This window comes from Streptomyces sp. NBC_01707, assembly GCF_041438805.1.
Classification (GTDB): Bacteria; Actinomycetota; Actinomycetes; order Streptomycetales; family Streptomycetaceae; genus Streptomyces.
The window spans coordinates 8,245,368-8,256,413 of record NZ_CP109190.1 but is presented as its reverse complement, the minus strand read 5'-3'; the positions used below and the strand labels follow the sequence as shown (position 1 = coordinate 8,256,413).

9 protein-coding genes are annotated in these 11,046 nt (G+C 70.3%); 3 read left to right on the top strand and 6 right to left on the bottom strand.

Annotation, left to right across the window (positions count from 1 at the left end):
- Positions 1–21: 21 nt before the first annotated feature.
- Together OG963_RS37025 and OG963_RS37020 are read right to left on the bottom strand one after the other, a co-directional pair.
- Positions 22–555, bottom strand: coding sequence for an HAD domain-containing protein (locus OG963_RS37025; protein WP_319739961.1), 534 nt, complete (start codon positions 553–555; stop codon positions 22–24).
- A 390-nt stretch (positions 556–945) separates the two neighbouring features.
- Complete coding sequence (locus OG963_RS37020) at positions 946–1,737, bottom strand: metal-dependent hydrolase (RefSeq protein ID WP_319739960.1); 792 nt, start codon at positions 1,735–1,737, stop codon at positions 946–948.
- A gap of 138 nt (positions 1,738–1,875) precedes the next feature.
- On the opposite strand from OG963_RS37020, the gene OG963_RS37015 reads away from it, so the two are divergent.
- Both OG963_RS37015 and OG963_RS37010 read left to right on the top strand, forming a co-directional pair.
- Positions 1,876–4,389 carry a DEAD/DEAH box helicase gene (locus OG963_RS37015; RefSeq protein WP_371799866.1) on the top strand — a complete coding sequence of 838 codons (2,514 nt, stop codon included), beginning with the start codon at positions 1,876–1,878 and terminating at the stop codon, positions 4,387–4,389.
- A gap of 49 nt (positions 4,390–4,438) precedes the next feature.
- The gene (locus OG963_RS37010) at positions 4,439–5,311 is read left to right on the top strand and encodes an acyl-CoA thioesterase II (protein ID WP_093777622.1); all 873 of its coding nucleotides are present in this window, start codon (positions 4,439–4,441) and stop codon (positions 5,309–5,311) included.
- A gap of 13 nt (positions 5,312–5,324) precedes the next feature.
- Here the strand turns inward: OG963_RS37010 and OG963_RS37005 are convergent, their stop codons facing one another.
- Positions 5,325–5,555, bottom strand: a complete 231-nt coding sequence (locus OG963_RS37005) for a DUF6011 domain-containing protein (protein WP_093777620.1) — start codon at positions 5,553–5,555, stop codon at positions 5,325–5,327.
- Between the two features lie 513 nt (positions 5,556–6,068).
- On the opposite strand from OG963_RS37005, the gene OG963_RS37000 reads away from it, so the two are divergent.
- Positions 6,069–7,409, top strand: coding sequence for a chloride channel protein (locus OG963_RS37000; protein ID WP_371799865.1), 1,341 nt, complete (start codon positions 6,069–6,071; stop codon positions 7,407–7,409).
- Between the two features lie 89 nt (positions 7,410–7,498).
- Here OG963_RS37000 and OG963_RS36995 read toward each other — a convergent pair whose 3' ends face one another.
- The 3 genes from OG963_RS36995 to OG963_RS36985 are packed head-to-tail and all read right to left on the bottom strand — an operon-like array spanning position 7,499 to position 10,970.
- Positions 7,499–8,854, bottom strand: coding sequence for an ABC transporter permease (locus tag OG963_RS36995; RefSeq protein WP_256223822.1), 1,356 nt, complete (start codon positions 8,852–8,854; stop codon positions 7,499–7,501).
- Positions 8,851–9,558, bottom strand: a complete 708-nt coding sequence (locus OG963_RS36990; protein ID WP_218133104.1) for an ABC transporter ATP-binding protein — start codon at positions 9,556–9,558, stop codon at positions 8,851–8,853. The genes OG963_RS36995 and OG963_RS36990 overlap by 4 nt, the downstream gene beginning before the upstream one ends.
- A gap of 11 nt (positions 9,559–9,569) precedes the next feature.
- On the bottom strand, positions 9,570–10,970 hold the full coding sequence (locus OG963_RS36985) for a peptidoglycan-binding protein (RefSeq protein ID WP_371799864.1): 1,401 nt from the start codon (positions 10,968–10,970) through the stop codon (positions 9,570–9,572).
- Between the last annotated feature and the right edge of the window lie 76 nt (positions 10,971–11,046).

The following is an 11,046-nucleotide window of genomic DNA, read 5'->3' as shown; positions in this document are numbered from 1 at the left end:
ATCGAGGCTGTGCGCGGACCGTCACCGGTTCGCGCACAGCCACGCGTCCAGGGCGGCGAAGTCCGCGACGGTGAGCCCCTCGGTGGGGTCGACGCGATGGAGCAGGGCCTGCCCCGGGTGATGTGCGGCCACCCAGGCCCGGTCGGCGGCGGTGATCTCGTCGTCGACCCAGACGAAGGTGCGCCCCGCCGCCCGGTCGACGAGGGGGCGCGTCTTCCAGTGCAGCCCGTCCCGCCGGTCGAGTGCGTCGTCGTACGCCGGCTCCGGCCAGGCCACCACGGGCAGCTCCGGCAGGCCGAGCCACGGTGCGATGCACTCGTTGGCCTCGTCCATCCAGGTCGTGGCCCAGACGAGATCGCAGCCCAGTGCCGTCAGCCGGGGCCCGAGCGCGGGATCGATCCTGCTCAGCAGGGGGTTCGAATCGGGCTTCCCGGATGCGGCCCCCGTTCGGTACGTCGGATACCCGTCCGGGCGCTGTCGCGGCGTGGCTCCGAACGGAATGAGTGGCCCGTCGACATCGAGGAAGAGAAGCGGGCGCTGCGCGGAACCGGTCACGGCTGCACGGTTCCGGCTCTCCGGGCGGACGCGACGAGGGCACCCGTGGCGGATCGTTCTCCGTCCCGGGAACCTTCGTGGCCACGGTCCCGCCGGCTCCCCTTCCACGCGCTCGCCGCGCCTGCGCCCCGCGGGTGGTGATGTCCAGCCCGGCGACGGCGGTGCGCACGGCCGAGCCGAAGACGATGCGGGCGGCGGTGATGTCGCTGACGCTGTTGTGCTCGGCCTTGGCGCGCGGCCCGAAGTCTCCGCCCATCAGGTGGAGGGTGCATACCCCCCGGAGCGAAGCGGCCGTCGAGGCCGATCGCGCGGGCGGTGCGGGAGATCGTTCGCGCGCACCGCCTGGTGCCACGCGGATCCGCCTGACCCCCCGGTGGCCGGGCGGGGTGCTCAGATGAAGTTGAGAGCGGCCGCCGCGCCCGCTCCGCCGAGCACCATGAACACCGGCATGAGCACCTTCAGCTCCACCCAGCTGCCGGCGCGGAATCGCATGACCTTGGGCGGACCCACCGGGTACCAGCGCTTGCGGCCCACCGGGATCGGCCACAGGATCGGGCAGCCGGAGACGGTCAGCGCGTCGCCGATGTCGTGGACGAGGGCACCGAGGACGATCGGCAGACCGAGCCAGAGGTACTCCTGGCCGGGCGCGCTGAAGAGCCAGTCCGAGCCGTTGCCAGGCTTGTCCAGGACGCCCGCCAGGATCCAGGCGCTGGTCGCGCCGAGCAGCCACACCAGGACGTCGCTGGACATGCGGGCGGCCCGCCACAGCAGTCCTTCCACGGCGAGCACCAGATGGACGAAGAGGATCGCGAGGACCGCCCATCGGCCGCCGGCGATCGCCGCCGCGGAGGCGCCGGCACCGATCAGGACGGCCCAGAGCCAGGTGTGCGTCAGGGTCCGGTGGCCACCGTTCCTGCGCGGGTCACCGGAACCGCGGGTCGCCTTGTAGACGGCGTGCGAGAGCTTGTCGACGATCTCGCAGAGTCCGCGGGAGACCGGCCCGAAGGCACGCGAGATGGTCGCGGACTTGTGATCGAGGTCCGGGGCGAGCGCGGCGCCCGCGGTGATCAGTGCACCGACGACCAGGACGGGCCACGGCATCGTATGACCCGCGGCAGCCGCCGCCGCGCCCACGCCCAGCCACGCCGCCGCCCCGGACAGTGAGTGTGCCGGTCCCATCATGGTTCTTCCCGCCCCCAAAGTTGTCCGGCCGCCATCGCCGTTGCGATCCGGCCGAGTTGAGTGGGCAGCGTATCGTCCGTGATCTTCGTCCGGTCGCCCGGTTCCCTCATCCGGTCACAAGGCAGGCAAGATGGGGGCGTGACCCTTATCGATCAGCTGCCCCCGACCGACGACCCGGACGCCCTCTTCGAGGCCTTCTCGTCATGGACCGAGACCCAGGGCATCACCCTCTACCCTGCTCAGGAGGAGGCGCTGATCGAGGTGGTCTCCGGGGCGAACGTGATCCTGTCCACCCCCACCGGCTCCGGAAAGAGCCTGGTCGCGGCAGGCGCGCACTTCACGGCGCTGGCCCAGGACAAGGTCACCTTCTACACCGCACCGATCAAGGCACTGGTCTCGGAGAAGTTCTTCGACCTGTGCAAACTGTTCGGTACGGAGAACGTCGGGATGCTCACCGGCGACGCCTCGGTCAACGCGGACGCGCCGGTGATCTGCTGCACGGCCGAGGTGCTCGCGTCCATCGCGCTGCGCGACGGCAAGCACGCCGACATCGGTCAGGTCGTGATGGACGAGTTCCACTTCTATGCGGAGCCGGACCGCGGCTGGGCCTGGCAGATCCCGCTCCTGGAGCTGCCGCAGGCCCAGTTCATCCTGATGTCGGCCACGCTCGGTGACGTCAAGATGTTCGAGCAGGACCTGACCCGGCGCACCGGCCGTCCCACCTCCGTGGTGCGCTCGGCGACCCGGCCCGTCCCGCTGAGCTACGAGTACCGGCTGACCCCGATCACCGAGACGCTCACCGAACTGCTGGACACCCGGCAGTCACCGGTCTACATCGTGCACTTCACGCAGGCCGCGGCCGTCGAGCGGGCGCAGTCGCTGATGAGCATCAACATGTGCACCAAGGAGGAGAAGGAGAAGATCGCCGACCTGATCGGCAACTTCCGCTTCACCACGAAGTTCGGCCAGAACCTCTCCCGCTACGTGCGGCACGGCATCGGGGTGCATCACGCGGGCATGCTCCCGAAGTACCGGCGGCTGGTGGAGAAGCTCGCCCAGGCCGGTCTGCTGAAGGTGATCTGCGGTACGGACACCCTCGGCGTCGGCGTCAACGTCCCGATCCGTACGGTGCTCTTCACGGCGCTCACCAAGTACGACGGCACCCGGGTCCGTACGCTGCGCGCCCGTGAGTTCCACCAGATCGCCGGCCGTGCGGGCCGGGCCGGCTTCGACACGGCGGGCTTCGTCGTCGCGCAGGCGCCGGAGCACGTCATCGAGAACGAGAAGGCCGTCAAGAAGGCGGGCGACGACCCCAAGAAGAAGCGCAAGGTGGTCCGCAAGAAGGCCCCCGAGGGCTTCGTCGCCTGGTCGGAGACCACGTTCGACAAGCTGATCCAGTCCGATCCGGAACCACTGACCTCCCGCTTCCGGGTCACGCACACGATGTTGCTGTCCGTGATCGCGCGTCCCGGGAACGCCTTCGCGGCGATGCGGCATCTGCTGGAGGACAACCACGAGCCGCGCAAGGCGCAGCTGCGCCACATCCGACGGGCCATCGCGATCTACCGCTCGCTGCTGGACGGCGGCGTGGTGGAACAGCTCGACAAGCCGGACGCGGAGGGCCGCATCGTGCGACTCACCGTCGATCTCCAGCAGGACTTCGCGCTGAACCAGCCGCTGTCCACGTTCGCACTGGCCGCGTTCGACCTGCTCGACGGTGAATCGCCGTCGTATGCGCTGGACATGGTCTCCGTCGTCGAGTCGACGCTCGACGACCCGCGGCAGATCCTGGCCGCCCAGCAGAACAAGGCGCGCGGCGAAGCGGTCGGCCAGATGAAGGCGGACGGTGTCGAGTACGAGGAGCGGATGGAACTGCTCCAGGACGTCACGTACCCGAAGCCGCTGAGCGAATTGCTGTGGCACGCGTACGACGTGTACCGCAAGAGCCACCCGTGGGTGGGCGACCACCCCGTCTCGCCGAAGTCCGTGATCCGGGACATGTACGAACGCGCCATGACGTTCACGGAGTTCACCTCGAACTACGAGCTGGCGCGTACCGAGGGCATCGTGCTGCGGTACCTGGCGAGCGCGTACAAGGCTCTTGAGCACACCATCCCGGACGACCTGAAGTCCGAGGACCTGGAGGATCTGATCGCCTGGCTCGGCGAGATGGTGCGGCAGGTGGACTCCAGTCTCCTCGACGAGTGGGAGCAGCTCGCCAACCCGGAGGTTGAGACCGCCGAGGAGGCGCAGGAGCGGGCCGACGAGGTCAAGCCGGTCACAGCCAACGCCCGCGCCTTCCGGGTTCTGGTCCGCAACGCGATGTTCCGCCGGGTGGAGCTGGCCGCGCTGGACAAGGTCGCCGAGCTCGGCGACCTGGACGGCGACGCGGGCTGGGACGAGGACGCGTGGGGCGAGGCGATGGACGCGTACTGGGACGAGTACGAGGACCTGGGCACCGGTCCGGACGCCCGCGGGCCGAAGCTGCTGAAGATCGACGAGGACGCCGCGCACGGACTGTGGCGGGTGCGACAGACGTTCGCCGACCCGAACAGCGACCACGACTGGGGCATCAGCGCCGAGATCGATCTGGCGGCCTCCGACGAAGAGGGCCGGGCGGTCGTCAGGGTCACCTCGGTCGGCCAGCTGTGACCGCGCTCGCCATACACACGGCATCGCTGCGAGAGTGGAGACGAACCGCATGACGAACCCCGCCGAGCGCCTGGTCGACCTGCTCGACCTGGAGCGGATCGAGGTCAACATATTCCGCGGGCGCAGCCCCGAGGAGTCCTTGCAGCGGGTCTTCGGCGGTCAGGTCGCCGGGCAGGCGCTGGTGGCGGCCGGTCGCACCACCGACGGGGACCGGCCGGTCCATTCGCTGCACGCGTACTTCCTGCGGCCGGGCCGGCCCGGCGTCCCGATCGTCTACGAGGTGGAACGGGTGCGGGACGGGCGGTCGTTCACCACCCGTCGGGTCACCGCCGTCCAGCAGGGCCGGACGATCTTCAATCTGACGGCGTCCTTCCACCGGCCGGAGGAAGCGGGCTTCGAGCACCAGCTGCCGCCCGCCCGGACCGTCCCGGACCCGGAACAGCTGCCGACGATCGCCGAAGAGGTCCGCGAGCACCTCGGGGCGCTGCCGGACGCGCTGGAGCGGATGGCCCGGCGCCAGCCGTTCGACATCCGGTACGTCGACCGGCTGCGCTGGACGCACGAGGAGATCGAGGACGCGGACCCGCGCAGCGCCGTCTGGATGCGCGCGGTCGGCCCACTGGGCGACGACCCGCTCGTGCACACCTGCGCGCTGACGTACGCGAGCGACATGACACTCCTCGACGCGGTCCGCATCCCGGTGGAGCCGCTGTGGGGACCACGCGGCTTCGACATGGCGTCGCTGGACCACGCGATGTGGTTCCACCGGCCGTTCCGGGCCGACGAGTGGTTCCTGTACGACCAGGAGTCGCCGATCGCGACGGGTGGACGGGGACTGGCGCGCGGCCGGATCTATGACCGCGGCGGCAATCTGCTGGTGTCCGTGGTACAGGAGGGATTGTTCCGCCCCCTCGGCTCATAGCCGCCTTCGCCGCTCAGGTACCGGGCAGCGGGTCCTGTTCGACCTCGTGGCGGCGGGTGCGGATGTCCGGTGCGACAGGGTGGAGTTTGGCGTCGCAGGCCGGGCCCAGACCGGTGCGGCGCGAGTCCGTTCCGGTCAGCGGGCGGCCGCAGAGACGGCAACGGACCAGCCGGCGGCTCACGGCGCGTCCGGCCCCGGGCAGGGGCTCGACGTCGGACCCGGGCAACGGTTCGGAGGACTCCACGAATCGATCTTCTCAAGTCCCCGGTCCACTCCGCCACTTCCGAACGCAGACCGTCGACGGGTCCTGGTATCTCGCCCTCCGCCGCTGCCCGGGGGCGGTGCCCACCATGACGCCCCGGCCCGCCTGAGGACGTTCGGCGAGACCTGCGGCACCACAACAGGCCCGCGCCCAGGCGAGATCCGGCGACCGCATGGCCATCGCCGCGCATCTGGGCAGCGGCGACGCGTCCGACCTGTGGGCTCCATACATTCGCCGAGGCGTACGCCGGCCTGAGCGAGCGGGACCATCAGGCCCTGGTCGAGACGGTACGCGCGGACCGGCTCTCCGCGTCCGAGCCGTACGACGACCGGCGGTGATCCATAGGTGGCCCCGGGTCCATGGGGGTGAAGTGCGCTGCTCACCGCAGGGCTACGGTCCGGCATCCCGGGCGAAACGCCCTCGCGTGGTATCACGTTCTGAACGCTCGCGGGCCGGCGCCTGCCTGAGGGCTCCGACGCTGAGGAGACAATGAGTATGTCGGCCAAGCCCGTCGGGGCGTCCGCGGCGGCGCCCCCGGACCCGTTCGCGATCGTTCGTACCCGTGGCTACACGGGACTGCTGGTGATGGCGGCGCTTCTCGGGGTTCCGATCTCGGCTGTGGCCTTCGGTTTCCTCGCACTCACCCACGAACTCCAGTCGCTGACCTACTCCGACCTGCCGAGGGCACTGGGCTTCCACTCCACGCCGACGTGGTGGCCCGTGCCGCTGCTCGTCGTTGCCGGCCTGCTGGTCGGGCTGACCATCCGTTACCTGCCGGGCACAGGCGGGCACAAGCCGGCCGAAGGCATGAAGACGACGGGGGCCCCTACGGCGGTGGAGCTGCCCGGGATCGTGATCGCTGCCCTGGCCTCGCTCGGCCTCGGTGCCGTGCTCGGGCCCGAGGCGCCGCTCATCGCCCTCGGCGGCGGGCTTGCCGTGTGGACCGTACGCCTGGTGAAGCAGGACATCCGGCCGAACGCGAGTGCCGTCGTGGGAGCCGCCGGCAGCTTCGCCGCTGTCAGCGCCCTGCTGGGGTCTCCGCTGCTCGGGGCGTTCCTTCTGATGGAAGCGTCGGGCCTCGGCGGGGCCGTGCTCGGAATGGTCCTTGTGCCGGGCCTGCTCGCCTCGGGTGTGGGTTCGCTCATCTTCGTCGGGCTGGGTTCGTGGACCGGTCTGGGAACGTACTCCCTGGCACTTCACCACGTGCCGCGGGCCGAGGAACCTGACCTCGCCCAGTTCGGCTGGGCGGTCGTCGTCGGGCTGGGGGCGGCCGTCGTCGGCGAAGGGATCCGGCGGCTCGCCCTGCTCCTGCAGGCGCGGGTCGAGCGACGGATGGTGGTGGGCACCGTGCTGATGGGGCTGGTGGTCGGGGTCCTCGCACTGGCGTATGCCGAGGCCACGGGGAAAGCGGCCTCCGGGGTGCTGTACTCGGGACAGAACGCGCTGGACCCCTTGCTTGCCGAGAGCGCCGGATACACGGTGGGCACGCTCGTGATGCTCATCGTCTGCAAGGGGCTGGCGTACTGCGCGTCCTTGAGTTGCTTCCGGGGCGGCCCCGTCTTCCCGGCGATGTTCGTGGGAGCCGCGGGCGGCATCGCGCTCTCCCATCTGCCCGGGCTGAACGTGACGTCCGGCTTCGCGATGGGCATCGGTGCCATGTGCGTGGCGATGCTCAGACTTCCGATGACCTCGGTGCTGCTGGCCACGCTGCTGCTGGGGTCGCCGGGTCTCACCGTCATGCCGCTGGTGATCGTCTCGGTCGTGGTCGCGTACGTCGTCTCGCTCCGACTCGCCCCGGAGCCGGACGGTCTTCCGCACGGACAGGGCGCCGCCTGAACACTCGGCCGCAGGTTCGAGTCCTGCCCGGGCGCACACAGTCGCCACCGCGCCCGGCCGTTCCTCGGGAGGGCACGGACGGGCAGCCCTCAGGAGCGCAGAGCGTCGACGGGCTCCATGCGGGAGGCCCGCAGTGACGGGTAGAGGCCGGCCAGGAGTCCGACGAGGGCTCCGGCGACCGGGGCTCCGAGAGCGAGACGGACGTCCAGGACCGGAGTCCAGTCCCTGATGGCGGAGACGGCCACCACCACGACCATGCCCAGGACGGCGCCGATGACGCCGCCGAGGAGTCCGATGGTCGTCGACTCCACCAGGAACTGGCCGGCGACCTGCCGTCGCGAGGCGCCGAGAGCGCGGCGCAGTCCGATCTCCCCGATCCGCTCCATGACCGTCACCAGCGTCACGTTGGCGATACCGATGGCCCCCACCACCAGCGAGACCAGTCCGAGTACCAGGAACAGGCCGTTGACGTCGCCCTGCACTCCCTTGCGTGCCTTGGTCGGGTCGGGCGGTGCCGTGACGGTGAGGGCGTCCTCGGCCCCGGGAGCGAGCGCGATCGGTGCCTGGTGGGCAACCTGCTTCGCCGCGCCGAGTGCGGTGTTGATCAGTACCCGGGTCACCGTTCCCAGGCCCAGCTGGTCCTCGGCTGTCGTGGGCGGCAGGATCACCGCGGTCGAGAGCTGCTGCTCCCGCTCGGCTCCGCCGAGAATCCCGATCACGGTGTAGGCCTGGCCCTTCAGGAAGACCGCGGGAGAGTCCTGTATCGAGCTGATGCCGAGGAGTCGTGCGGCCTGGTCGCCGAGCACCGCCACCCGGTCGTGCCCGGCGATGTTCCCGTCGTCGAAGAAGCGCCCGGCAGTCATCCTGCCGCGCACCGCGGCGGGCAGCGTGGGGGAAGCGGCGAGGACCGCCATGGTCTGGCCGGTGACGTCCCCGGGGGACACCACGTCGTTCGCACGTACCTGGACGCTCGCGGTGGCGGTGGAGTCGGCGATCGCCGCCACCGAATCGACTCCGGCGAGCCGCCGGACCGCGTCGACACCCGACCAGTCCACGAGCGGCACAGGGTCGGCCGACGGCGGCGGCGGGGGTACCACCACCGTGACCGAGGTGGCGGTGAGAGCGTCGAACCGGCCGACGATCTGATTGCCCGCCGTGGCCGAGATCCCGATGGTGATGACCAGGGTGGTGATGCCCAGAACCGTGCCCAGTGTGGTCAGGGCGGAGCGCATCGGACGGGCGAGCACCCCCGCCAGCGCCTCGGTCCACAGGTCCCGGAAGTCCATCCGGGGACGCTCGATGACCCTGGCCCTGCCGCGGCGCCGTGCACGCCCCCGGCGGGTGGTGTGCCGCCCGCCGGCGTACCGGTCGGCGATCCGCGGGTCCACCCGGTCTGCCTGATCCAGCGGGGCCGCCGGCTCCAGGACGCGTGCTCGGGCCCTCATCGGTTCTCCTCCGTCAGCCGTCCGTCGCTGATCCTGACCCGCCTGTTGGCCCGCTTGCTGACCGCCTCTTCATGGGTGATCACGACCAGAGTCATGCCCTGGTCGCGCAGTTCGTCGAAGAGGTCCAGCACCGACTCGGTGTTCTCGCTGTCGAGATTGCCGGTGGGCTCGTCGCAGAGCAGCAGAGCGGGCTCGCTCATCAGCGCGCGGGCGATCGCCACACGCTGCCTTTCACCACCGGAGAGCCTGTCCGGCCGGAAGCCGAACCGGTGCGCCAGGCCCACCCGTTCCAGCGCCTCCTCGGCCCTGGTGCGGCGGCCGGCACGGCCGCGCCCGGGGAGCGGCCGACGGTAGGCCTCGGCCAGCATGACGTTCTCGTCCACCGTCCGGTAGGGCAGCAGATGGAAGGACTGGAAGACGAATCCGATCCGGCTGCCGCGCAGCGAGGTGCGCTCCAGGTCACCGAGCGTCTTGGTCTCCACGCCGTCGAGCCAGTAGGCGCCCGAGGTGGGGCGGTCAAGCAGTCCCAGGGTGTTGAGCAGAGTCGACTTGCCGGAACCGGACGGGCCGACGATCGACAGGTGCTCGCCACGCCGGACGGTCATGTTCACGTCCCGCAGCGCATGCACCGGCGGTTCGGAGTCGAAGGTCCGGTCGACGGAGACCAGTTGGATGACGGTGTCGGTGTCGGGTACGACGGACATCGGCAGCTCCGTCATTGTCCGACCACCACTTGATCGCCCTCCTTCAGGGCGTCACCGGACGGCGTGACCTCCACCTGTCCCTCCGCGGAGAGGCCCGCCTTGACGGCGACATCCACCACTTTGCTGCCGCGCAGGACCTGCACCTTGGCCTGCCCGTCGGCCGATGTGTGGAGTGCGGCGACGGGCACCGTCAACACGTCAGAGTCCGACGCGCCCACCTTGACGGTCACCTTCGCGGACCCGTTGGCCTTCTTGGTCAGTTCGCCCGACGGGACGGAAATCTGCACCGGTACGGGGGCCGACGCATCATCACCTCCGCCACCCGACGTGCCCGCCGGGTTTTCACCGTTCCCCGCATCGTTCTTCGGCACATCGCCGCCGAGCGCCACCAGTTCCCCCTGCACCTTGTCGCCGTCGGGGGTCTCCACCTGCGCTGTCATGCCCTTGTGGAGCAACTTGGCATCGTTGCTCGGAACCACGGCCTGCACCACGACCTTGGAGCTGGTCACGGTGCCGACCGGTCCGGACGGGGTGTCACCGATCTTCACGGACACCTTGTCCAACCGGGCCGGCAGATCCGGCAGGAAGACGACCTCACCCGCGGGGACTTTGGTCCCGTAGCCGGCCTGGAAGGCCAGGAGCGCGGCGTTGGCCGCGTCCAACTGCTGCTGCGCCGCCTTGAGCTGCAGCCTTCCGGATTCACCGCCGGTGCCGCTGCCCGATCCCCCGGAGCCGCTGCCCGGATTCCTGGCCGCGAGCAGGGCCTGCTGCGCGCTGGTCACAGCCGCTTCAAGCGTTCCCAGCTGCTGTTTGTCCGCGACACCGGGCTCCTGCGCGTGAAAACCCTTGCTCTTGTACCAGCGGCTCACCGCCGCCGCGTCCCCCTGCCCATACGTCCCGTTGGTGCCACCGGAGTCGAAACCGAGCCGAGCCAGGGCCTGTTCGAGCTGCTTGACGTCGTCCCCGGACGTGCCGGGACCCAGGGTGCGGTACATCGGTACCGATCCACGCAGCACCAGAACCGGTCGGCCGCTCACCTGCATCAACACATCGCCCTCCTTCACCTCCGACCCGGCGGCCGGTGCCTTGGTGACTCGCTGGACGACGTCGTCGGTGGAGCCGGATGCCCCGGAGCCGCCGTCCGGAGGGCCGACCGGCCCGGCCAGGAGCAGACTCCGCGGTGAGGCGAACTCCACCGAGCCCTGGGCCACCACACTCGCGGTCAGCGAACGCCGCTCGACCGCGGCGGTGACCGGTCCGGCCTTCGGCGCCTGATGTGCGGCAGCCGCATCCGCCGGCGACTGCATCTGCGAACCGGCGAACCAACCGGCCACTCCTACCAACGCCACCGCGGCAACGATGATCCCCAACTGCCTGGGACGGCTGCTCTCACGCTTCCGGCGCTGCCTCATCCGGCGCCTCCGTGGAACGAGCCCTTCAGGAACTCCGGGAAGCGGACGGTCCGGAACTCCTGGCCGCGCTCCAGGC

What these genes read in the sequence shown, in the direction of transcription:
- OG963_RS37020 (WP_319739960.1), bottom strand. Translation starts at nt 1,737, where the DNA reads ATGATGGGACCGGCACACTCACTGTCCGGGGCGGCGGCGTGGCTGGGC.
- OG963_RS36995 (WP_256223822.1), bottom strand. Translation starts at nt 8,854, where the DNA reads ATGAGGGCCCGAGCACGCGTCCTGGAGCCGGCGGCCCCGCTGGATCAG.
- OG963_RS36985 (WP_371799864.1), bottom strand. Translation starts at nt 10,970, where the DNA reads ATGAGGCAGCGCCGGAAGCGTGAGAGCAGCCGTCCCAGGCAGTTGGGG.
- OG963_RS37010 (WP_093777622.1), top strand. Translation starts at nt 4,439, where the DNA reads ATGACGAACCCCGCCGAGCGCCTGGTCGACCTGCTCGACCTGGAGCGG.
- OG963_RS37000 (WP_371799865.1), top strand. Translation starts at nt 6,069, where the DNA reads ATGTCGGCCAAGCCCGTCGGGGCGTCCGCGGCGGCGCCCCCGGACCCG.
- OG963_RS36990 (WP_218133104.1), bottom strand. Translation starts at nt 9,558, where the DNA reads ATGTCCGTCGTACCCGACACCGACACCGTCATCCAACTGGTCTCCGTC.